Raw genomic sequence first — 21,007 nt, 5'->3', positions numbered from 1 at the left:
CCTGCTGCGCACCCACCCTGACGCCGCCGCTCAATAGCGCGCCCGCCCCTCGCCCATGCGGGCGCCCATGACCATTTCGGTCACCCAGTTCACCAGTATCGAGGTATAGGCGCGTTGCGCCGGTTTTTCCGTCAGCGCGTGGTCGGCGCCGTCGATGATCCGGTGCGTCAACGAGTGCGATCGGCGAAACGCGGAGCGATAGCTCATGATGGTCGAATGCGGGATATAGCTGTCGTGTTCCGCCTCGACCAGCAGCACGTCGCCGGCGAACGCCGTGCACGCCTTCAACGCGCGGTTCTCTTCCGGCGGGACGTAGACGCTGCGATAGGCGCGCAGGGTCTCGCGATCGAGCTGGTTCTTGGGCACCAGCCATTCGTCGTCACGATACAGGGCAGGCACATGCAGCGCCAGCCAGCGCACCGGACGCAGCGTACTCAACAGGGCCGCCAGGTAACCGCCGTAGCTGCTGCCCACCACGGCGATCGAACCGGAGTCCAGCGACGGATGCTGCGCCAGCCGGTCATAGGCCGCCACCACGTCGCGCAGATTGTCCTCGCGCGTCACCTCGCGTTGCCGCGCCTGCGTGGCGGCGTGTCCGCGCAGATCGAAGGTCAGGCAGACGCAACCCAGCGCGGCAATGCCCTTGGCGCGCGACAGGTCGAACTGCTGGCTGCCGCCCCAGCCGTGGATGAACAGCACCCCCGGCACCTTGTCTTCCGGGGTGAGGAACGTGGCGTCCAGCGACACGCCATCCACGTCGAGCGCGAGCGGACTGCTATGCGCCGCCATCGGCCGCCTCCAGGATGCCGCCCGACTTGCTGATGGGTCCGACCGCCGCGTCGTGGCCGTGGAACACCAGGCGTTGCGCGATTGGCGGCGGTTCGTCGGCGCCATAGCGCTCGCGGGTTGCGGCGCGCACTTCGCGCAGCACGGGCGAGAGCGCAAAGGCCTGCATGGCGGCCAGTTCCGCGATGCTGGCGCCGCCCGCGCGCCACGATTGCTCCAGCACGCCCGCGCGCGGCCGGCCATCGGCGCCGAGACCAAACGCCACATCGTAATTGCGCCGCGAAGCAATCAGCGCGGGATAGGCGGCCGATACCGCCGCGTCATACTGGCACGCCAGGTCGATCGCCCGGCGTTCACGGTCGGCGAGATCCAGCCGGCGCAAGGCATCGAAGCCGCCCCGCGCCACCCGCAGTTCCGAGCCGCCGTACACGAGGCAGCCCGCATTGTCGGGCGTCAGCGACTGCGTGCCGACGTAGGCGATCTCCATTTCTCCCACCTTGGACCAGCCCACGCTGCAGGTTTCGACTTCGTTCAGGTCCTCCTCGATCACCAGGCCGAGCCGTCCCATCGTCCGCGCGCATTGGCGCTCCAGGGCCTGCCGCAGGGCATCCGCATCCGATGCGACCTCCTGCCCGCGCCCGGCGGTCGCATCGGCAGGTTTCAACCGCACCGACCCGCGTTGCAGCAGCCGCAGGCCACCAGCCAGCGCGTCTTCCGGGCGGAACGCCGTGTAGCCGGCAAGCACCGCGTCACCCAAAGCATCCGCCAGCGAGGCAACCCAACCCGCTGGCGCCGCCGCATCCGGCCGCGCCAGGCCATGGCTGATGGATTTGGTGGCGACGAAGGCATGCGGCACGACGCCACCATAGAGGTCGGCGATGCCCGAGATACCCAGGATGGTTGCGCGCGCCGCGCCGGCGATACTGCGGTCAGGCACGTAATACGGAAGCGGGCCGCCGCGATGGCGACTGGGCCGGTAATCGGGAACATGGCGCCCGCCCAACAGCGCGGCCAGGCGCGCCGCCAGGGCGTCATGCGACGCCACTTCGTGCTCGGACGCCCGGGCACGGCGAGGATAAGCGACCACGAGCGGGCCGTCTGCGAGAGAAAACGAGTTCATGGGCCCCACGCCAGCAAGCGACGTGCCCACGCAAAAAAGCCGGCAACGCTTGCGCGGTACCGGCTTTCAGCCAAAGGTGTCGGGAAACACCTTCAAGAATTCGACCACAGATAAGTGGTCGGGGCGAGAGGATTCGAACCTCCGACTCCTGCGTCCCGAACGCAGTACTCTACCAGGCTGAGCTACGCCCCGAGTCTGGGCATGGGCTTATACATCTCCCACACCCTACAGCTACTGACTTCGTTGCGCTCAGTGCAACCAAATCAACTTCCCGCTTCGGCTTGAAGGTTTTGCCCTTCCCGCCTCGTGAATTCCAACCTTGCTCAAAGCAGCGCTTGCAGTGCTGTTTTCAGCTAGCGATCTCGATTCACCGCGAAAGCGCAGAATTCTAACAGAGAATTTAGAAAAGGGGAAACGGGATACGAAGAAAGTGCTTCGCGAGCCCGATTCGCCTCGGCCACGGCGGCCTGGCGGGCATGCTCCAGCGCGTCCGTCGCCTGGATGGCGGCCGCCACGGCGGCGAAGTCGGCGTCGCCCGTCTTGATGGCGTCGCGGATCAACTGCTGCTGCGCCGGCGTGCCCACTTCCATCACGCGGATCAGCGGCAGCGTGGGCTTGCCCTCGCGCAGATCGTCGCCCACGTTCTTGCCCAGCGCGGCGGCATCGCCGCTGTAGTCGAGCACGTCGTCGACCAACTGGAAGGCGGTGCCCACATGGCGGCCATAGGCGGCCGCGGCGGCTTCCTGCTCCGGCGTGGCGCCGGCCAGCACCGCACCCACCTGGGCGGCGGCCTCGAACAGCTTGGCGGTCTTGTAGCGCACGACCTGCAGGTAGCGCTCCTGCGAGACGTCCGGATCATGCACGTTCAGCAACTGCAGCACCTCGCCCTCGGCGATCACCGTGGTGGCCTCCGACAGGATGCTCATGATGCGCATCGAGTCGGCCTCGACCATCATCTCGAACGAGCGCGAATAGAGATAGTCGCCCACCAGCACGCTGGCGGCGTTGCCGAACACCGCGTTGGCGGTCTCGCGGCCACGACGCAGGTCGGACTCGTCGACCACGTCGTCATGCAACAGTGTCGCCGTGTGAATGAATTCCACGACGGCGGCCAGCAACTGATGATGCGTCCCTTCGTAGCCCAGCGCGCGCGCCACCATCAGCACCATCGCCGGACGCATACGCTTGCCGCCGGCCCCGATGATGTAGTCGCCGATCGTACGGATCAGCACCACATCGGAATTCAGCCGCTCGCGGATAACCGCATCGACGGCTTTCATATCGTCAACTATGGGAGCAATGAGCGCGGGGAGATTCAAGACGTATCCGGAGAGTGAAACGAGCCATATGTAACAGCTCTTACCGCTGGGCCGCCGGGATGGCGGGGGGATTCGACCAGCGATTATACGGGCTGCCAGGAACCGGAGCCGGACGTAGCGACGCCCCTGCCCGGGGTGCGGCCTCCCCCTGCGCCACCCCACTCCGAACCGCCCCGCCCCCGTTTTTTCGGCTGCGCGCCACCCCGACGCGGCGCCCCGGCCAGACCTAAGCCCTTAGCCTGCAAGCGCTTTTTGACTTTTCCCCAGCCGCGGGCTAATATCCCGGATTCGGTCAGAGATGCCCGAATTACGTCGGTGAATTACGCGCGCTTGATCTTGGCAACCCCATCTTGGCAACCCCAATCTTGGCAACCCCAATCTTGGCAACCCCAGGCAAGCACTGCCAGCCCAGCAGGGCCGGCAAGCGAATGAGCCCATTTACCTATTTAAGGAATACCCCATGTACGCGGTCGTAAAAACCGGTGGCAAGCAGTACCGTGTTGCCATTGGCGAAAAACTCAAGGTAGAACAGATACCGGCTGACATTGGGCAAGAAATCACCCTGGATCAAGTGCTGTCCGTGGGCGAAGGCGACCAACTGAAAGTTGGTACGCCCCTCGTCGCCGGCGCCGTGATCAAGGCAACGGTTCTTGCGCAAGGCCGCCACGACAAGGTCAAGATCTTCAAGATGCGCCGTCGCAAGCACTATCAGAAGCGTCAGGGCCACCGTCAGAACTACACCGAAATCCGCATCGAAGCCATCACGGCCTAAGACGCGACTCGGCACCACATTAGCAGGAGCTAAACATGGCACAGAAAAAGGGCGGCGGCTCTACGCGAAACGGACGCGACTCAGAATCGAAGCGTCTGGGCGTCAAGGCTTTCGGCGGTGAACTGATTCCCGCTGGTTCGATCATCGTGCGTCAGCGCGGTACCCGTTTCCACGCTGGCGTGAACGTCGGCATGGGCAAGGACCACACCCTGTTCGCGCTGATCGACGGCAAGGTTCAATTCGGCTTCAAGGGCGCGTTGAACAAGCAAACCGTTTCGATCGTCGCCGCCGAGTAATCCTCGACGCAGCACGGTCCGGCCAGCGGCGCGGTTGCCTCAGCGACCCGCCGCCAGCCAGAACGGCAAAGCCCTGTCGCACGCGGCAGGGCTTTTTTTCCTTCGGGCCACCGCAAATGCGTGGCGGCCCTCGCCGCGTTGCGGCGACTCCCTATCTCATACACGCGCAGACATCATGAAATTCGTAGACGAAGCCACCATCGAAGTCGTCGCCGGCAAAGGCGGCAATGGCGTGGCGAGCTTTCGCCGCGAAAAATTCATTCCCAAGGGCGGCCCTGACGGCGGCGACGGCGGACGCGGCGGCAGCATCTTTGCCGTGGCCGATCGCAACATCAACACGCTGATCGACTTCCGTTACGCGCGCCTGCACCGCGCCAAGAACGGCGAAAACGGCCGCGGCTCGGACCAGTACGGCGCCGCCGCCCCCGACATCACGCTGCGCGTGCCCGTCGGCACCATCATCCATGACGCCGAGACCGGCGAAGTCCTGTTCGACCTGAACCGCCACGACCAGAAGGTCGTGCTGGCGGCCGGCGGCCAGGGCGGCATGGGCAACATGCACTTCAAGTCCAGCGTCAACCGCGCCCCGCGCCAATGGACCCCCGGCAAGGAAGGCGAACACCGCTACCTGCGCATGGAACTGAAGGTGCTGGCCGACGTCGGCCTGCTGGGCCTGCCCAACGCCGGCAAGTCCACGCTGATCACCCGCATCTCCAACGCCAAGCCGAAGATCGCCGACTACCCGTTCACGACGCTGCACCCGAACCTGGGCGTGGTGCGCACCTCGCCGTCGCGCAGCTTCGTCGTGGCCGACATTCCCGGCCTGATCGAAGGCGCCTCCGAAGGCGCCGGCCTGGGCCACCTGTTCCTGCGCCACCTGGCGCGCACCCGCGTGCTGCTGCACCTGGTGGACGTGTCCACCCCCGATCCCGACGCCGATCCCGTGGAGCAGGCCGTGGTCGATGCCCGCGCCATCGTCGAGGAACTGCGCCGCTACGATCCCGAGCTGGCCGCCAAGCCGCGCTGGCTGGTGCTGAACAAGCTGGACATGGTGGCCGATCCCGAGGACACCAAGCGCCGCTTCATCGAGCTGTACGACTGGAAAGGCCCGGTGTTCGGCATCTCCGGCCTGTCCGGCGACGGCACCCAGGACCTGATCTACGCGCTGCAGGACTACCTGGACGCCGAGCGCGAAAAGGAACAGGTGGCGCAGGATCAGGCCGACGGCACCTACGTCGCCGAAGATCCGCGCTTCGACGACACCCGCACCGACGCCGACAAGAGACCGGCCGCGCCGCGCGGCGACGAATAAGCCATAATCGCAATCTCGTTCGATTACGCCTTTTCTCGCGCCGCAGCCCGCCGCCATCATGTCTGCCGAATCACCCGCCGTTTCCGTCGTCACCCACGCCCAGCGCCTCGTCGCCAAGGTCGGCTCATCGCTGGTCACCAATGAAGGCCGAGGCCTGGATCGCGCCGCCGTGGCGCACTGGGCAGCCCAGATCGCCGCGCTGCACAAGCAGGGCAAACAGGTCGTGCTGGTCTCCAGCGGCGCCATTGCCGAAGGCATGGCCCGCCTGGGCTGGCGCAAGCGGCCGTCGGTAATGCACGAACTGCAGGCCGCGGCCGCCGTGGGCCAGATGGGCTTGTGCCAGGCCTACGAAGCGGCGTTCGCCGAATACGGCCTGCGCACCGCGCAGATCCTGCTGACCCACGAAGACCTGGCCGACCGCCACCGCTACCTGAACGCGCGCAGCACGCTGTTCGCGCTGCTGCGCCTGGGCGTGGTGCCGATCGTCAACGAAAACGACACGGTGGTCACCGACGAAATCCGGCTCGGCGACAACGACACGCTCGGCGCGCTGGTCACCAACCTGATCGAAGCCGATACGCTGATCATCCTGACCGACCAGCGCGGCCTGTACGATTCCGACCCGCGCAAGAATCCGGACGCCAAGTTCATGGCGCACGCCCAGGCCGGCGACCCGGCGCTGGAAGCGATGGCCGGCGGCGCCGGCAGCGGCATCGGCACCGGCGGCATGCTGACCAAGGTACTGGCGGCCAAGCGCGCGGCGCACAGCGGCGCGCACACCGTGATCGCCTCGGGGCGCGAACGCAACGTGCTGACGCGCCTGGCGCAGGGCGAATGCATCGGCAGCGAATTGCGCGCCGTGTTGCCGGTCTGGTCGGCGCGCAAGCAATGGCTGGCCGACCATCTGCGCCTGCGCGGCCGTGTGGTGCTGGACGACGGCGCCGTGCAGGCATTGCTGCGCGAAGGCAAGAGCCTGCTGCCGATCGGCGTGGTCGATGTGGAAGGCGAATTCGGCCGCGGCGACGTGGTGGCCTGCGTCGATGGCCAGGGCCGCGAATGCGCCCGCGGCCTGATCAATTATTCGTCGGCCGATACCCGCCGCATCCTGCGCCAGCCGTCATCGCAGATCGCCCGCATCCTTGGCAGCATGACCGATCCCGAACTGATGCATCGCGACAACTTGGTCGTGCTCTAACGGATACCGCCGCGTGCCCATGAAGCAAGGCGCCCACATGGGCGCCTTTTTCAATACGGCTGCATGGCCGTTTTTGTCGCGAAGCCCGCGCGGCGGCAACGGCCGTTCATGGTCATCGCCCACAATCCCCGGATGGACCGGACTATTGATGTTCGGCCGGCACGCCCTGTGGCAGCAGCATGTAGCCCCACCCTCGCACCGCCAGGACGGGCAGGTCGATATTGAGACGGCGCGCCTTGGAGCGCAGACGCGACACCAGCACGTCGACGCGCCGCGCGCCATCCATGGGATCACGCGTGGCATCGGGAAAGAAGCCTTCACGCGGCAGGCACTGGTGCGGCGCGTTCAACAGGCTGACGAAAAAGGCGCGCTCGGTGTTGGTCAGGGGCAGTCGTTCACCGGCGGGCCCTGCCAGCATGCGGCTACGGCCATCGACGCGCCACCGCGGCATGCTGTCGGCCGCGGGATGCTGGCAACGAATCAGGTTGCGCAGGACGGCGTCCCATTCGGGAATGTTCGCCTGTGGCGGCACGCACACATGGGCGCCCGCATCGAGCGCGGCGATGCGGGCCGGCGCGGAATCTTCCGGCGACTGCCAGACCACGGCGCAACTCGGCGCGGCGCGACGCAGCGCGGCAATCAACTGCGGCAGGTCGTCAGCGGTGCCCCGCAACACGACGACATCGGCGGGTTCATTGCGCAGGCGCGCCAGCAGCCCCTCGGGGGATCGGCACAGGCCGACCTCCCACTGAAATTGACGTAAGGTATGCACGAACTTGTTGCATGCCATTCCACCAAGTTGCACGACGAGGACGTAACCTCTTTCCTGCATGTGAGCGCCTCTTCGAACTTATCACTTAAGTAATATTTATATCCACCAAAGTGCCTACGGCGCAAGCTTCAATCGACGCGTGAAGACTTTTTCAGACCGACTGAAGCACGCCCGTCTTTTGCGTGGCCACACGCAGAAAACCTTGGCGCGCCTGACCCGCCTGTCGCAAAGCGCGATCGGCAGCTACGAGAGCGGGCTGCGGCATTCGAGCCGTTCCCTGCGCAAACTGGCGCAGGTATTGAAGGTGGAACTCGAGTGGCTGGAGACCGGCAAGGGTCCCATGGAACTGCCCATGGAGAGCTACGACCTGAGCGACACACTGCCCCCCACCGGCGTCTCGGAACCGCTGCCCCGTGCCATCGCGCGGCGCGGGCGGCCGTTGGCGCCCTGGCCCTACGCGACGATCTCGCCCGCGATGCTCGACACGCTCACGGCCGAGGATCGGGTGGCCCTGGAGGCGGTGACGCTGGCCTTCATTGAAGCCATGACGGCGCGTCGCGGCGTCAAGCCGCGCGGCCGCAAGAACTGAGGAAACGGCTAAAGCAGGACAAAAAAAACCCGGCATGGCCGGGTTTTTTTGTGCCAGGACAGCTCAGGGCTTGGCGGGCGCCGGGGCCGGCGCGGGCGCGCTTTCGCCACGGATCTTGGCGGCGATGTCGGAAGCGGCTTGCGCCGACGGCACGCCGAAGGCCAGCACGCCGCGGTTCAGCGGTTCGCCGATGCGGGGCGCGGCGATCAGTTCACGATCGATCACCAGCGCCAGCATATTGCCGACGTTCTTGGTGCTGATGTCGGTCAGTTTGCGCGTGCCGGCTTCCGAGAAACGCAGACCGACAAAATTGGCGCCCTGGCGATCCACGAGGGCGGCGGCTTCGGTCAGGTCGGCGCGCGTCAGCACGGGCTGCTGCTGCATGTACAGCTTGCCGTCGGGCAGGCTGACTTCGACCAGCCCAGGCGCGGATTGGGTCTGGGCCACGTAGAACTCGACCACCGAGGCGGTGGCGGGCTGCTGCTGCCCGGAGGATTGCTGCTGGCCGGCCGCATCGGGCGTGGCGGCGGCGCCGGATTTGGTCGGGGCGGTCTTGCAACCCGCAAGCGCAAGGGTCATGACCACCAGGGCGGGCGCCAGTTTGCGTAGGGTAAGTTGCATGCTCGTTTCCTTCTTGGAGTGGACTGAAGCCGGCAGGCTGACCGCCGACTGACCAAAAAAGTGTACAGAACCTGTATGGCACTGTCTCCGCAGACTGATTCCAAATGTAAAGCGGTACTACCACCATGGGCGGGCACGACGGACCATGGCTGCCGCAACGCAGCATCGGCCGCCGTTCGCGCGGCGGCCATGCAGGCTCTATACTTCGCTTTCGCGCAGGGGTACTCGTCGCGCCAGAACGGCACGACGTGTTGAGAGAGTCCCTTCGTACCAGTACGGATAATGCCGATGCTGGGAGCCGTATTTCCGCCATGCCCGCATGGCGGGAGTCCATTCCCGATCGGCTCCAAACCATTCGCTTGGAGCTTTCCATGAACGCCAATCCCAAATTCCTGGCCGCCACCGCCGAAGTCGACGCGGCCGCGGTCGCCCCGTTGCCCAAATCCCGCCGGGTCTACGAGGTCGGTTCCCGTCCCGACATCCGCGTCCCGTTTCGCGAGATCGAGCAGGACGACACGCCCACCATGTTCGGTGGCGAAAAGAACCCGCCGCTGACCGTCTACGATTGCAGCGGCCCCTACACCGACCCCGACGTCAAGATCGACATCCGCCGCGGCCTGCCGGAAGTGCGCCGCGCCTGGATCGACGAGCGCGGCGACACCGAAGTGCTGTCCGGCCCGACCAGCGAGTACGGCAAGCAGCGCCTGACCGATCCCAAGCTGACGGCCATGCGCTTTGACCTGCAGCGCCCGCCGCGCCGCGCCGTGGCCGGCGCCAACGTCTCGCAGATGCACTATGCGCGCCGCGGCATCATCACGCCCGAAATGGAATACGTGGCGATCCGCGAAAGCCTGCGCCGCGAGCACTACCTGCAGACGCTGCGCGACAGCGGTCCGGATGGCGAGAAGATGGTCAAGCGCCTGCTGCGCCAGCACCCGGGCCAATCGTTCGGCGCCGCCATCCCGGCCGCCATCACGCCGGAATTCGTGCGCGACGAGATCGCGCGCGGCCGCGCCATCATCCCCGCCAACATCAACCACCCGGAAGTCGAGCCGATGGCGATCGGCCGCAATTTCCTGGTCAAGATCAACGCCAACATCGGCAACTCGGCCGTCAGTTCGGGCATCGGCGAGGAAGTCGAGAAGATGACCTGGGCGATCCGCTGGGGCGGCGACACGGTCATGGACCTGTCGACGGGCAAGCACATCCACGAAACGCGTGAATGGATCATCCGCAATTCGCCGGTGCCGATCGGCACGGTGCCGATCTACCAGGCGCTGGAGAAGGTCGACGGCAAGGCCGAGGAACTGACCTGGGAGATCTTCCGCGACACGCTGATCGAGCAGGCCGAACAGGGCGTGGACTACTTCACGATCCACGCCGGCGTGCGCCTGCCGTTCATTCCGATGACGGCGGACCGCATGACGGGCATCGTCTCGCGCGGCGGCTCGATCATGGCCAAGTGGTGTCTGGCGCACCACAAGGAGAGCTTCCTGTACGAGCGCTTCGAGGAAATCTGCGAAATCATGAAGGCCTACGACGTCAGCTTCTCGCTGGGCGACGGCCTGCGCCCGGGCTCGGGCTATGACGCCAATGACGAAGCCCAGTTCGCGGAACTGAAGACGCTGGGCGAGCTGACGCAGGTGGCCTGGAAGCACGATGTGCAGGTGATGATCGAAGGCCCGGGCCACGTGCCGATGCAGATGATCAAGGAAAACATGGAGCTGCAGTTGGAACACTGCCACGAGGCGCCGTTCTACACGCTGGGCCCCCTGACGACCGACATCGCGCCGGGCTACGACCACATCACCTCGGGCATCGGCGCGGCGCTGATCGGCTGGTACGGCACGGCGATGCTCTGTTACGTGACGCCCAAGGAGCACCTGGGGCTGCCGAACAAGAAGGACGTGAAGGACGGCATCATCACGTACAAGATCGCGGCGCATGCGGCGGACCTGGCCAAGGGCCATCCGGGCGCGGCGATCCGCGACAACGCCCTGTCGAAGGCGCGCTTCGAGTTCCGGTGGGACGACCAGTTCAACCTGGGCCTGGATCCGGATACGGCCAAGGAGTTCCACGACGAGACGCTGCCGAAGGATTCGATGAAGGTGGCGCACTTCTGCTCGATGTGCGGGCCGCATTTCTGCAGCATGAAGATTACGCAGGATGTGCGCGATTATGCGGCGTCGCAGGGCGTGACCGAGAAGGAAGCGCTGCAGAAAGGCATGCAGGAGAAGTCGATCGAGTTCGTGAAGAAGGGAGCCGAGGTTTATCACCGGCAGTGATCTTTTGAGCGGATTTCGCTTTTGCCGGGCTGGGCGCTGATGGCGGTGGCTTGGTGGACTTGAGGCGATATGAAAGGCCTGGATGCGTTGCTCCAGGCCTTTTTGTTATCCGTGGTGTTTTTTTGCGGAGTTGGTCTGATCTTGGGTGGCGAAGGTGGGGTTGAGTTCTTAAGGCGCCCGGCGCGGCAGCCCTCGGGGGGAGGCGGGGCTACGATTGCGGTCCGGAGCCTTCGCTCCGGACCGCAATCGTGGGCGCCCGCCATCGGGTCCGCCCGACCGAGGGGCGACCTACGAAGCGCCTTCCCCCGCCAACAAGCCCTTCTTAAAGCAGCTTCCCAGGATTCATAATCCCCTTAGGATCCAAAACCCGCTTGATCTCCCGCATCAACCGCAACTCAACCGTATCCTTGCTATGCAGGAAATGCTCCCGCTTGAGCTGCCCGATCCCATGCTCCGCGCTGATGCTGCCCCCGTACCGGTTGACCTCGTCCAGGACGGCGTCGGTGATCGCGGCGCCGTGTTCGGCGACCCAGCCGCGGTCCGCGCCGGCGGGGCGCGACAGGTTGTAGTGCAGGTTGCCGTCGCCGAAATGGCCGAAGATGAAGGGGCGGATGTCCGGGTACAGCGCGCGCACGCGCGCTTCGGCGGACGCCATGAAATCCGGAATGCTCTCGATCGGCAGCGACACGTCGTGCTTGAGGTGCGGGCCGTCGGCGCGTTGCGCTTCGGAGATTTCCTCGCGCAGCTTCCATAGCGCCTGCAACTGAGCCAGCGAAGCGGAAACGGCGGCGTCCAGGCACAGGCCGCGCTCGAGCGCCGTGCCGATCACGTTTTCCAGCAGCGCGGTCAGCGCCGCTTCGTCGGCGGTGTCGGCCAGTTCAACCAGAACATAGGCCGGGTAGCGTTGGTCGAACGGCTCCTGCACGCCCGCGGCGTGGGTCAGGACCAGGTCGAGGCAGTCGCCGGAGAAATACTCGAAGGCCTGCAAGCGCGCGCCGCATTGCTCGAACAGGATCTCGAACAGTTGCAGCGCCTGGGCGGGCGATTCGACCGCGGCCAGCACCACCGAGCGCACGTCCGTGCGCGGATACAGGCGCAGCGCCACTGCCGTGATGACGCCGAGCGTGCCTTCGGAGCCGATCAGCAGTTGCTTGAGGTCGTAGCCGGTGTTGTCCTTGCGCAGGGTGCGCAGACCGTTGAAGATTTCGCCGTTGGGCAGCACCGCCTCCAGGCCCAGCACCAGTTCGCGCGCCATGCCATAGCGCACCACGTTGACGCCGCCGGCATTGGTGGCGACGTTGCCGCCGATCTGGCTGGAGTCCTCGGCGGCCAGGCTCAGGGGCAGCAGCCGGCCGGCGTCCTGCGCTGCGCGGCGCAGGTTGCCCAGGATGCAGCCGGCCTCGGCGACCATGGTGTTTGCAATGGTGTCGATGGCGCGCACCGCGTTCATGCGGTCCAGGCTCAGCACGACGTTGATGGGCGCGGCGTCGGGCGTGGCGCCGCCGCACAGGCCGGTATTGCCGCCGCGCGGCACCACCGGCACGCCGGCCTCGTTGCAGAGCGCCAGGCAGGTCGCGACCTCGGCGGTGGTGCGCGGACGGACCACCGCCTGGGCGTGGCCGTTGTACAGACCGCGCCAGTCGGACAGCCAGGGCGCGATGTCCTCGCTGGCGGTGAAGACGGTGTCGGGACCGAGGGCCTGGACCAGGCGCTGGGCGATGTCGGTTGTGCTCATGATGTCTGCCTGGAGGCGGGAAAGAGGGAATCGAGGCGCAGGCGGCTGGCCGCCTGCCGCAAGTGGCGTTCGGCCATGCGCCGCGCGCGCGGCGCATCGTGGTCGCGGATGGCCTCGAACACGGCGACGTGTTCGTGGTGCACGGCGTCCGTCATGCCGGCCAACTGGCGGCTATTGGCGCGCGCGGTGCTGACAGCCAGGCGCAATTGCAGGTTCAGGTATTGCAGGAGGTCCTGGTAGAACGGATTGTGGGTCGCGGCCGCGATCGCCAGATGGAAGGCAATGTCGTGCTCGACCCCGTGTTCGGGATGGTGCTGGTGATGTTCCAGGTCGGCCAGGGCGCGGGCCATGGCCTCCAGGTCGGCGGCGTTGCGGCGCTCGGCCGCCAGCGCGGCGGCGCCGCCTTCCAGTTCCATGCGCAGCTCGTAGACGCTGGCCAGTTGCTCGCGACTGACGGCGATATCGGCGGGCACCTGGAAGCCCTGAGCGCCGGTGCGTGCCAGCACCACGCTGCCCGATCCCTGGCGGCTCTGCACCAGGCCCTGCGCGCGCAGGCGCTCGGTGACTTCGCGGATGACCGCGGCGCTGACGCCGTACTGCTCGGCCAACACGCGGCCGGAAGGCAGCTTGGCGCCCACGGGATAGACGCCATGAGCGATGTCGCCCGCGATCTGGCGGGCGACCTGTTCGGTCAAGGTGAGGCTCTTGGTCAGCATAGCGGCCGAGTATAGCGCAGACTTTTCAGGTTATCTGATAACTTTGGGTGAATCTGAGGGAATTTGTCGTGCCGTACCCTCGGCGTAGGCTTGAAGCGTGTGGCCTCAGGCCGTCGCGGCGTCGCCGGTTTCCCGGGCTTCCTGCAGGTCCGGCGCGCCAGCGACCGCGCAGCGGCGGCCACCCTGCGCCTTGGCGCGGTACAGCGCCGCGTCGGCCGAATCCAGCACCGCCTGGGCCTTGCGGTCGACGCCGGAAATGATCGAGATGCCGATCGACAACCCCACGCTGACCCGCGTGCCGTCGGCCAGCGTGATCGGCTGGATGGCGTCGCGCAGCAGGTGGTTGCCCAGGCGCAGCGCGGCGGTGGCGTCGATGCCGGTGACCAGCACGATGAATTCGTCGCCGCCGATGCGGGCCGCGACATCGTCCACCCGCAGCATGGCGCGCATGCGCTGGGCGATGGTCTTGAGCACATGATCGCCGGCGGCGTGGCCATGGGTGTCGTTGATGATCTTGAAGTCATCCATGTCCATGTAGAACAGCGCGGCGGCGCTGTCCTGCCCGCGCGCGCTGGCGCAGATGCGCTCGAGCGCCGCTTCCAGCCCGGCGCGGTTGGCCAGGCCGGTCAGCGCGTCCTGGCTGGCGCGGCGTTCGTTCTCGCGCTCGGCCAGCATGGTGGACACCAGGATGCGGCGCAGCCGCTGCGAGGCGATGCTCATGCTGACCAGATAGAACGGGATCTGGATGAAGACGATGACGGTGACGTATTCGCCGGCGAACAGCGCGCCCAGGCACATCGGCCCCAGGCTCAGGAAGATCATCGCGGCCACCAGCCGCGGCGCACCGTAGTTGCGAAAGCAGATGCCGCCGGCCATGGCGCCGCAGGACACGCCGGCAAGCGTGGCGGCCAGCCAGTCATGGTTGAGGAAGGTGACGAAAACGCCGTAGCCGACGCTGAACGCCCATAGCAACGCCAGCACGATGTAGATGTCGGTATGGGTGTTGCCGCCCCGGGCGGCGTTGCGCAAGGCCGAGCGCAGGATGGTGACCCGCACCACGGCCAGCACGATCTCCAGGACCAGCCACGAGATATAGAGCGGCTCGGGACGGCGCCACGCGACCACGCCCGAGATCATCAAGGTGTTGATGACACCGCCCGCGAAGATGGGCAGGGTGCCGAACAGGCTGGCAATCAGCGCGGCGCGGATGTCCGCAGGCGTGTCCTGCCCGGAATCCGTCAACCATCGGGTCAGCCGCCATTTCGGCAGGCTGAAGCTCAATCCTGTGTCCACTCCGATACGTCCAATGCTGCCTGCCATGAAAGGAAGGCTGGCTGGCGTTATAGCAGGTATTTCAAACCTTTAATATTATTTACGCGGAGAATGACAGGCAGATTTTACGGGGACGGAATAATCGCCTGTCCGGCGCATCAGTGCGCGTGCGCGCCACAGACAGCGCATTCCGGATCCCGCTGGACGTTGACGCTGCGCCATTGCATGGTGCGCACGTCCAGCCACAGCAGCCGCCCAGACAGGCTCTCACCCACCCCGGACAACAGCTTGAGGGCCTCGGCCGCCTGCATGCTGCCGATGATGCCGACCACCGGCGCGAACACGCCCATGGTGGCGCAGTTGGCCTCCTCGACGTCGTCCGCCTCGGGAAACAGGCAGTGGTAGCACGGCGCGTCCGGGTCTCGCAGGTCGTAGACACTGACCTGGCCGTCGAAGCGGATGGCGGCGCCCGACACCAGCGGCTTGCGATGCTGCACGCAGGCGCGGTTGATGGCGTGGCGGGTGGTGAAGTTGTCGGTGCAATCCAGCACCAGGTCGGCCTGCGCCACCGCGTCGGACAGGGCCTGGCCCTGTAGCCGCTCGACGCGGGCATGCACGCGGGTCTGCGGATTGAAAGCCGCCAGCATGTCGCGCCCGGACTCGGCCTTGGGCCGGCCGACGCTCGCGGTGGTGTGCAGGATCTGACGCTGCAGGTTGCTGAGTTCGACGACGTCGTCATCGGCCAGCGTGATGTCACCGACGCCGGCGGTGGCCAGGTAGAGCGCGGCGGGCGAACCCAGTCCACCCGCCCCTACGATAAGCACTCGCGCCGCCAGCAGTCTTTCCTGCCCTTCGATACCCAGCTCGTCGAGCAGGATATGGCGGGCGTAGCGCAGCAGTTGCTCGTCGTTCATTTGTCCTTGCTGGGCTCGACTCCGGTCGGCGTGATCTTCATGCGCTGGGCGGTGCCGGTGCCGGGCTTGGCGTCGGCCTTGGCTTGGGCGCGGGCCGACCCCTTCTGCACCGGCTTGCCGGCCAGCAGGTTGAGCGCCTGCTGCAACTGGAAGTCGTCCTTGCCGCCGAATTCGAACACCTTGGTCGGCACGTCGACGTTGTCCTGGTCCGAGTTGGACTTCACTTCGTTGGCCGTGCCCGGGTTCGACAGGTGGCGTTGCAGGTCGGCTTCGCGCGGCAGGCGGAACAGGTCGCCGTCGGCGGTGTCGGCCACGACGTAGTCGGGCTCGATGCCGGTGGCCTGGATCGAACGGCCGCTGGGCGTGAAGTAGCGCGACGTGGTGAGCTTGACCGCGGTGGTTTCCGACAGCGGCAGGATCACCTGCACCGAGCCCTTGCCGAAGGTGCGGTTGCCCAGCACCTTGGCGCGCTTGTGGTCCTGCAGCGCGCCGGCCACGATCTCGGAAGCCGAGGCCGAACCGACGTTGACCAGCACCACCATCGGCACGGTCTTGGTCCAGGCCGGCAGGCCCGACAGGTAGTTGCTTTCGCCGCGGGCATATTCCGACGGGGTCGCCAGGTACTTGTGGCGGGCGTCGGGGGTGCGGCCGTCGGTCGACACCACCAGGGCGTCGGCCGGCAGGAACGCGCCGGACACGCCGATGGCGCTGGTCAGCAGGCCGCCCGGGTCATTGCGCAGGTCGAGCACCAGACCCTTGGGCGCTTCCTTGGCGCCGAGGTCCTTGAGCTGCTTGGCCAGGTCGACGCCGGTCTTTTCCTGGAACTGGGCGATGCGCACGTAGGCCACGCCGTTGTCCAGCATCTTGCTGCGCACGCTGCGCACCTTGATGATGTCGCGCACGATCTTGAGCACGATCGGCTGCGGCCGGTCGGCGCGCATGATGGTCAGCGTGATGGGCGACTTGGGCGCGCCGCGCATGAGCTTGACGGCGTCGTTCAGCGACATGCCCTTGGTGGGCGTGTCGTCGATCTTGATGATGAGGTCGCCGGCCATGACGCCCGCGCGCGCGGCGGGGGTGTCCTCGATGGGCGAGATGACCTTGACGAAGCCGTCTTCGGCGCCGACCTCGATGCCCAGGCCGCCGAACTCACCCTGCGTGGCCGTCTGCATTTCGCGGAAGGCGTCGGCATCCAGGTAAGCGGAATGCGGGTCCAGGTTCGACACCATGCCGGAAATGGCATTGTCGATCAGCGTCTTGTCGTCCACCGACTCGACGTAGTTGTTCTTGATGGCGGCGAAGACGTTGCTCAGTTGCCTGAGTTCATCCAGCGGCAAGGGACTGCCGCGCTGGGCGACAGCGGTGACGCCCACGCTGAGCAGGACACCAGCCACCGCACCGATGGCAATCAGACCGAAACCGCGAAACTTGCGAGTGCTCATGCACACTTCCCGAATGGTTTTCGCCCTTGAGGGTTTTTGGCTTACTGGGCCAGCCACTGGGCTGGATCCACAGGAGCGCCGCGATGGCGAATTTCAAAGTATAGGCCGGATTCCACTTGGCCGCCGGTTGCGCCTACCGAAGCAATAGTATCCCCCGCCGCGACGGAATCGCCCACCCGTTTGAGCAGACTTTGGTTGTAAGCATAGACGGTCAGATATTGCTGGCCATGATCCACAATGATGAGGTTGCCGAAGCCCCTCAGCCAATCGGCATAGACCACCGTGCCGGGGGCCACCACCTTCACGGGGGTTCCCTCGGGCGCGCGCAGCACGATGCCGCGCCAGACGCCGCCGTCCGGGCGATCGACCCCGAAACGGCCCTGCACCTGGCCACGCACCGGCGCCGCCAACCCGTGGCGCAGCCCGTTGCCGCCGCCTACCGGCGCGGCGCGCGGGGTCTGCTGGACCGATGCAGTTCGGGTTGGAGTGGATTCCGCCTCCGCGGGTTCCGCCTTTTTGGGAGGATCTGCGGGTTTTACCGGGGGCGGCGTCTCGGCCTGCCCGGTCAGGCGGGTATGGCGCGAATCGGCGGGGCGCAGGCCAGCGGCGTCGGGATCGGCCACGGCCACGGGCCCCCGCGCCTGGCGCGACGCGGCCTCGACCTGTTCGCGCGCTTCGGCGGCCTCGCGGGCCTCGCGCGCGTTACGGTCGCGACGGGCATTGTCGGCCGCGGCCTTGTCGGCGGCCGCCTTGCGGTCGGCCTCGGCCTTCCTGCGGGCCTCCTCGGCGCGGCGCTCGGCTTCGGCCTTCTTGCGGGCTTCTTCGGCGCGGCGGGCCTCCTCGGCCTTGCGGGCTTCCTCGGCGCGGCGGCGCGCCTCTTCGGCCTTGCGGGCCTCTTCGGCCTGCTTGACGATGGCCGCGTCCAGGTCGGTGATCAGGCGCGAGAGTCGCTGGTCGTCACGACCCAATTTGTTGGCTTCGGCGCGCTGGGCGGCGATCTGGCCTTCCAGTTGCGCCAGCAGGGTGCCGCGCTCTTTCTGCTGGGCGACCAGGGCGCTCTTCTGTTCGGAGGTTTCGGCCACCAGCTTTTCGATCTCGGCGCGCCGGGCGTCGGCGCGGCCCTGCAGGGCGGCCAGCCGGTCGATGTCAGCGCGCAGCGCCTCGACGGCGCGGGCGCGGGCCTGGGAGACATAATCGAGGTAGCCCAGGTTGCGGCCCAGCACCTGGGGATCGTCGCCGGACAGCAGCGCGGTCCAGGGCGACAGGCCGCTGGTGTATTGCGTGCGCAACTGGTCCGCCAGTTCGACCCGGCGCTTGGCCAGCACGGCCTGCTGGGCGGTGATCTGCTTTTCCAGGCCGGACAGGTCGGTGGTCGCCTGGCGGCTGGAATCGGCCAGTTCCTTCAGCCGCAGGTTGATCCTGGAGATCGCCGATTCCGACTGCTTCAGGGCATCGGCGGCTTCCTTGCGGGCCGCTTCGCGCGCATCGATATCCTTTTGCAGGTTCTCGATGCGATCGCGCAGTTGCGCCTGCTGCCTTTCGGCTTCGGACTGGCGGCCGGCGAGATCGTTGGGCGCGGCGCCCGCGGGCAGCGCTCCGCCGGCCAGCATGACCGCCAACAACCACCCCGCCTTGCGCACCATGTATCAGTCCTTCTTCGCCTTGCCCTGGGCCGCGACGGCGGCCATGGCCGCCTCGATCTCGGCGGCATCGCCGAGATAATAGTGGCGGATGGGGCGCAGGTCATCATCCAATTCGTACACCAGCGGCTGGCCGGTGGGGATGTTCAGGTTGACGATGTCGTCGTCGGACACGTTGTCCAGGTGCTTGATGAGCGCGCGCAGGCTGTTGCCGTGGGCCGCGATGAGCACCTTGCGGCCGGCGCGGATGGCCGGGGCGATGGATTCGTTCCAGAACGGCAGCACGCGCGCCACGGTGTCCTTCAGGCACTCGGTGGCCGGCAACTGGTCGGCCGGGATCTTGGCGTAGCGGCTGTCAAAGCGCGGGTGGCGCTCGTCGTCCAGCGACAGGGGTTCCGGCGCGATGGCGTAGGCGCGGCGCCAGATCAGCACCTGCTCGTCGCCGTACTTGGCGGCGGTTTCCGCCTTGTTCAGCCCCTGCAGGGCGCCGTAGTGGCGCTCGTTCAGGCGCCAGTTCACGCCCACCGGGGTATACATGGCGTCCATGGCGTCCAGGGCGATCCACAGGGTGCGGATGGCGCGCTTGAGCACCGACGAGTAGGCCAGGTCGAAGGTGTAGCCTTCCTTCTTGAGCAGTTCGCCCGCCTTGCGGGCCTGCTCACGGCCGGTTTCGGTCAGGTCGACGTCGGTCCAGCCGGTGAAGCGGTTTTCCAGATTCCACTGGCTTTCGCCGTGGCGCATCAGAACGAGTTTGTGCATGGTTTGGCAGGCGTGTAACGCGGGTTAAAGTTGCGGAATGCGCTCATTTTATAATTGAGCGATTTTGCCCTTGATTTTGCCCCGGCGCACCCGTCAATTTCGCCGCGCGGCGCGTCAGGGTTCGCCCTTACCAGGCTAGACGCCGCACTTCAGGATGCCCCGTGGACCTTCTGCAATTCTTGCTCGATAAAAACAACATCTTCATTGTCGCCGTAACCCTTGTTTCCGGCGTCATGCTGGCCATTCCCGCCCTGCGCAAGGGCCGCACCGGCTCGGCCGTGAGCACCACGGAAGCCATCCAGATGGTCAACCAGCGCCAGGCCGTGTGGGTCGACGTGCGCCCCGCCGAACAGTTCCAGGCCGGCCACATCGCCCAGGCACGCAGCGTGCCGGCCGCCGACCTGGAACAAAAGGCCGCCTCGCTGCCCAAGAACAAGCCGCTTGTCGTGGTTTGCGACAATGGCCGTGATTCCGCCCGCGCCGCCGCCAAGCTGCGCGCGCAGGGTTTCGCCGACGTCGTGCCGCTCGAAGGCGGCATGCGCGCCTGGCTGGCCGCCAGCCTGCCGGTCACCCAGAAGGGTTGAACCCGGGCGACGCGCCCCCATCTTATCGACAGAATCCGCCTGGAGCGCCTATGAATAAAGTTGTCATGTACAGCAAGGACTATTGTCCTTATTGCGCCCGCGCCAAGGCGCTGCTGGAGCAGCGCGGCGTGACCGACCTGGAAATCATCCAGATCGACCGCGAACCCGGCCAACGCGATCGCATGATCGAACGCACCGGCCGGCGCACGGTACCGCAGATCTTCATCGGCGATACCCATGTCGGCGGTTGCGACGACCTGATGGCGCTGGACCGCTCGGGCGGCCTGACCCCATTGCTCAACGGCTGACGCCCCTTTTTGCCCCTCCCACCAACGGAAACACTCATGGCTGATCAAGACCAAAACACCCAGCAAGAAGGCGGCAACGACGCGCCCTCGTTCAATCTGCAGCGCGTCTACCTGAAAGACCTTTCGCTGGAAATGCCGAACGCGCCCCACGTCTTCCTGGAGCAAGAAGCCCCCCAGGTCGAAGTGAGCATCACCGTGGGCGGCCAGCGCCTGGCCGAAACCGTGTTCGAAACCACGGTCACGGTCACCGTCACCACCCGTGTCAATGACAAGGTCGTGTACCTGGTCGAAGGCACCCAGGCCGGCATCTTCGAAGCCGCCAACATCCCCGAAGAGCAACTCGACCCGCTGCTGGGCATCGTCTGCCCGACGATGTTGTACCCGTACCTGCGCGCCAACATCGCCGACGCGATCACCCGCACCTCGATGCCGCCGCTGCACCTGACCGAAGTCAACTTCCAGGCCCTGTACGAACAACGCCTGGCCGAACTGCAACAGCAGCAAAGCAACGCCAACGGCAACGGCAGCGACTCGGGCATCATCCTGCCCGCCAGCGCCACCCGCCAATAA

At 66.4% G+C, this 21,007-nt stretch carries 21 protein-coding genes and 1 tRNA gene; 9 read left to right on the top strand and 13 right to left on the bottom strand.

Annotated features, from left to right (window positions below; genetic code table 11):
* Positions 1 to 30 precede the first annotated feature (30 nt).
* The 4 genes from SB816_RS03680 to ispB form a co-directional block, all read right to left on the bottom strand.
* On the bottom strand, positions 31 to 789 hold the full coding sequence (locus SB816_RS03680) for an alpha/beta hydrolase family protein (RefSeq protein WP_054473247.1): 759 nt from the start codon (positions 787 to 789) through the stop codon (positions 31 to 33).
* Positions 776 to 1,906: a DUF3182 family protein gene (locus tag SB816_RS03675; protein ID WP_410546507.1), complete on the bottom strand. Its 1,131-nt coding sequence runs from the start codon at positions 1,904 to 1,906 to the stop codon at positions 776 to 778. Before SB816_RS03675 ends, SB816_RS03680 begins: the two co-directional genes overlap by 14 nt.
* 115 nt (positions 1,907 to 2,021) lie before the next feature.
* Positions 2,022 to 2,098, bottom strand: a tRNA-Pro gene (locus SB816_RS03670).
* A gap of 161 nt (positions 2,099 to 2,259) precedes the next feature.
* Positions 2,260 to 3,225, bottom strand: a complete 966-nt coding sequence (gene ispB / locus SB816_RS03665) for an octaprenyl diphosphate synthase (RefSeq protein WP_054500450.1) — start codon at positions 3,223 to 3,225, stop codon at positions 2,260 to 2,262.
* 460 nt (positions 3,226 to 3,685) lie between these two features.
* Here ispB and rplU point away from each other — a divergent pair, with 460 nt between their 5' ends.
* From rplU to proB, 4 genes are all read left to right on the top strand, one after another.
* Positions 3,686 to 3,997 (top strand): 50S ribosomal protein L21, encoded by a 312-nt coding sequence (rplU, locus tag SB816_RS03660; protein WP_006389960.1) that lies wholly within the window; start codon positions 3,686 to 3,688, stop codon positions 3,995 to 3,997.
* Positions 3,998 to 4,032: 35 nt separating this feature from the next.
* Entirely contained in the window at positions 4,033 to 4,293 is a 261-nt protein-coding gene (rpmA, locus tag SB816_RS03655; RefSeq protein ID WP_006216229.1) for a 50S ribosomal protein L27, read from the top strand.
* A 175-nt stretch (positions 4,294 to 4,468) separates the two neighbouring features.
* Positions 4,469 to 5,605, top strand: a complete 1,137-nt coding sequence (obgE, locus tag SB816_RS03650; RefSeq protein ID WP_410546506.1) for a GTPase ObgE — start codon at positions 4,469 to 4,471, stop codon at positions 5,603 to 5,605.
* A gap of 58 nt (positions 5,606 to 5,663) precedes the next feature.
* The gene (gene proB / locus SB816_RS03645) at positions 5,664 to 6,800 is read left to right on the top strand and encodes a glutamate 5-kinase (protein ID WP_064524041.1); all 1,137 of its coding nucleotides are present in this window, start codon (positions 5,664 to 5,666) and stop codon (positions 6,798 to 6,800) included.
* Positions 6,801 to 6,942: 142 nt separating this feature from the next.
* Here the strand turns inward: proB and SB816_RS03640 are convergent, their stop codons facing one another.
* On the bottom strand, positions 6,943 to 7,572 hold the full coding sequence (locus SB816_RS03640) for a winged helix-turn-helix domain-containing protein (protein ID WP_231132901.1): 630 nt from the start codon (positions 7,570 to 7,572) through the stop codon (positions 6,943 to 6,945).
* Between the two features lie 139 nt (positions 7,573 to 7,711).
* On the opposite strand from SB816_RS03640, the gene SB816_RS03635 reads away from it, so the two are divergent.
* Positions 7,712 to 8,161: a helix-turn-helix domain-containing protein gene (locus SB816_RS03635; protein ID WP_162876648.1), complete on the top strand. Its 450-nt coding sequence runs from the start codon at positions 7,712 to 7,714 to the stop codon at positions 8,159 to 8,161.
* A 63-nt stretch (positions 8,162 to 8,224) separates the two neighbouring features.
* Here the strand turns inward: SB816_RS03635 and SB816_RS03630 are convergent, their stop codons facing one another.
* Positions 8,225 to 8,782 carry a SecDF P1 head subdomain-containing protein gene (locus SB816_RS03630; RefSeq protein ID WP_054500446.1) on the bottom strand — a complete coding sequence of 186 codons (558 nt, stop codon included), beginning with the start codon at positions 8,780 to 8,782 and terminating at the stop codon, positions 8,225 to 8,227.
* Positions 8,783 to 9,153: 371 nt separating this feature from the next.
* Here SB816_RS03630 and thiC point away from each other — a divergent pair, with 371 nt between their 5' ends.
* Positions 9,154 to 11,067, top strand: coding sequence for a phosphomethylpyrimidine synthase ThiC (gene thiC / locus SB816_RS03625; RefSeq protein WP_054500445.1), 1,914 nt, complete (start codon positions 9,154 to 9,156; stop codon positions 11,065 to 11,067).
* A gap of 322 nt (positions 11,068 to 11,389) precedes the next feature.
* On the opposite strand, the gene SB816_RS03620 is transcribed toward thiC, so the two are convergent.
* The 7 genes from SB816_RS03620 to gpmA all read right to left on the bottom strand — a co-directional run bounded on the left by SB816_RS03620 (position 11,390) and on the right by gpmA (position 19,545).
* The gene (locus SB816_RS03620) at positions 11,390 to 12,802 is read right to left on the bottom strand and encodes an FAD-binding oxidoreductase (RefSeq protein WP_054500444.1); all 1,413 of its coding nucleotides are present in this window, start codon (positions 12,800 to 12,802) and stop codon (positions 11,390 to 11,392) included.
* Positions 12,799 to 13,518, bottom strand: a complete 720-nt coding sequence (locus SB816_RS03615; protein WP_054500443.1) for a FadR/GntR family transcriptional regulator — start codon at positions 13,516 to 13,518, stop codon at positions 12,799 to 12,801. Before SB816_RS03615 ends, SB816_RS03620 begins: the two co-directional genes overlap by 4 nt.
* 105 nt (positions 13,519 to 13,623) lie before the next feature.
* Positions 13,624 to 14,799 (bottom strand): GGDEF domain-containing protein, encoded by a 1,176-nt coding sequence (locus SB816_RS03610; protein ID WP_231132900.1) that lies wholly within the window; start codon positions 14,797 to 14,799, stop codon positions 13,624 to 13,626.
* Positions 14,800 to 14,948: 149 nt separating this feature from the next.
* Positions 14,949 to 15,704, bottom strand: a complete 756-nt coding sequence (locus SB816_RS03605) for a HesA/MoeB/ThiF family protein (RefSeq protein ID WP_054500442.1) — start codon at positions 15,702 to 15,704, stop codon at positions 14,949 to 14,951.
* Positions 15,701 to 17,146, bottom strand: a complete 1,446-nt coding sequence (locus SB816_RS03600) for a S41 family peptidase (RefSeq protein WP_116792228.1) — start codon at positions 17,144 to 17,146, stop codon at positions 15,701 to 15,703. Before SB816_RS03600 ends, SB816_RS03605 begins: the two co-directional genes overlap by 4 nt.
* A gap of 41 nt (positions 17,147 to 17,187) precedes the next feature.
* The gene (locus SB816_RS03595; RefSeq protein ID WP_410546505.1) at positions 17,188 to 18,789 is read right to left on the bottom strand and encodes a murein hydrolase activator EnvC family protein; all 1,602 of its coding nucleotides are present in this window, start codon (positions 18,787 to 18,789) and stop codon (positions 17,188 to 17,190) included.
* 3 nt (positions 18,790 to 18,792) lie between these two features.
* The gene (gpmA, locus tag SB816_RS03590) at positions 18,793 to 19,545 is read right to left on the bottom strand and encodes a 2,3-diphosphoglycerate-dependent phosphoglycerate mutase (RefSeq protein ID WP_049076754.1); all 753 of its coding nucleotides are present in this window, start codon (positions 19,543 to 19,545) and stop codon (positions 18,793 to 18,795) included.
* A 161-nt stretch (positions 19,546 to 19,706) separates the two neighbouring features.
* On the opposite strand from gpmA, the gene SB816_RS03585 reads away from it, so the two are divergent.
* The 3 genes from SB816_RS03585 to secB are packed head-to-tail and all read left to right on the top strand — an operon-like array spanning position 19,707 to position 21,007.
* A complete protein-coding gene (locus tag SB816_RS03585) occupies positions 19,707 to 20,129 on the top strand; it encodes a rhodanese-like domain-containing protein (protein WP_049076757.1) in 423 nt (140 codons plus the stop codon).
* Between the two features lie 50 nt (positions 20,130 to 20,179).
* The gene (gene grxC / locus SB816_RS03580) at positions 20,180 to 20,437 is read left to right on the top strand and encodes a glutaredoxin 3 (protein WP_006391755.1); all 258 of its coding nucleotides are present in this window, start codon (positions 20,180 to 20,182) and stop codon (positions 20,435 to 20,437) included.
* A 36-nt stretch (positions 20,438 to 20,473) separates the two neighbouring features.
* Positions 20,474 to 21,007, top strand: a complete 534-nt coding sequence (gene secB, locus SB816_RS03575; protein WP_049076759.1) for a protein-export chaperone SecB — start codon at positions 20,474 to 20,476, stop codon at positions 21,005 to 21,007.

The sequence above is a fragment of the Achromobacter sp. SIMBA_011 genome (assembly GCF_046535435.1).
Lineage (GTDB): Bacteria > Pseudomonadota > Gammaproteobacteria > Burkholderiales > Burkholderiaceae_B > Achromobacter > Achromobacter dolens.
Note: the sequence above shows the minus strand (reverse complement) of the source record. Positions and strands in the feature narration are given on the sequence as shown.

Bases quoted from the DNA above. Each gene is read 5' to 3' on its own strand.
- SB816_RS03680 (WP_054473247.1), bottom strand. From the start codon at position 789: ATGGCGGCGCATAGCAGTCCGCTCGCGCTCGACGTGGATGGCGTGTCG.
- SB816_RS03675 (WP_410546507.1), bottom strand. From the start codon at position 1,906: ATGAACTCGTTTTCTCTCGCAGACGGCCCGCTCGTGGTCGCTTATCCT.
- rplU (WP_006389960.1), top strand. From the start codon at position 3,686: ATGTACGCGGTCGTAAAAACCGGTGGCAAGCAGTACCGTGTTGCCATT.
- rpmA (WP_006216229.1), top strand. From the start codon at position 4,033: ATGGCACAGAAAAAGGGCGGCGGCTCTACGCGAAACGGACGCGACTCA.
- obgE (WP_410546506.1), top strand. From the start codon at position 4,469: ATGAAATTCGTAGACGAAGCCACCATCGAAGTCGTCGCCGGCAAAGGC.
- proB (WP_064524041.1), top strand. From the start codon at position 5,664: ATGTCTGCCGAATCACCCGCCGTTTCCGTCGTCACCCACGCCCAGCGC.
- SB816_RS03630 (WP_054500446.1), bottom strand. From the start codon at position 8,782: ATGCAACTTACCCTACGCAAACTGGCGCCCGCCCTGGTGGTCATGACC.
- thiC (WP_054500445.1), top strand. From the start codon at position 9,154: ATGAACGCCAATCCCAAATTCCTGGCCGCCACCGCCGAAGTCGACGCG.
- SB816_RS03620 (WP_054500444.1), bottom strand. From the start codon at position 12,802: ATGAGCACAACCGACATCGCCCAGCGCCTGGTCCAGGCCCTCGGTCCC.
- SB816_RS03615 (WP_054500443.1), bottom strand. From the start codon at position 13,518: ATGCTGACCAAGAGCCTCACCTTGACCGAACAGGTCGCCCGCCAGATC.
- SB816_RS03605 (WP_054500442.1), bottom strand. From the start codon at position 15,704: ATGAACGACGAGCAACTGCTGCGCTACGCCCGCCATATCCTGCTCGAC.
- SB816_RS03600 (WP_116792228.1), bottom strand. From the start codon at position 17,146: ATGAGCACTCGCAAGTTTCGCGGTTTCGGTCTGATTGCCATCGGTGCG.
- SB816_RS03595 (WP_410546505.1), bottom strand. From the start codon at position 18,789: ATGGTGCGCAAGGCGGGGTGGTTGTTGGCGGTCATGCTGGCCGGCGGA.
- gpmA (WP_049076754.1), bottom strand. From the start codon at position 19,545: ATGCACAAACTCGTTCTGATGCGCCACGGCGAAAGCCAGTGGAATCTG.
- grxC (WP_006391755.1), top strand. From the start codon at position 20,180: ATGAATAAAGTTGTCATGTACAGCAAGGACTATTGTCCTTATTGCGCC.
- secB (WP_049076759.1), top strand. From the start codon at position 20,474: ATGGCTGATCAAGACCAAAACACCCAGCAAGAAGGCGGCAACGACGCG.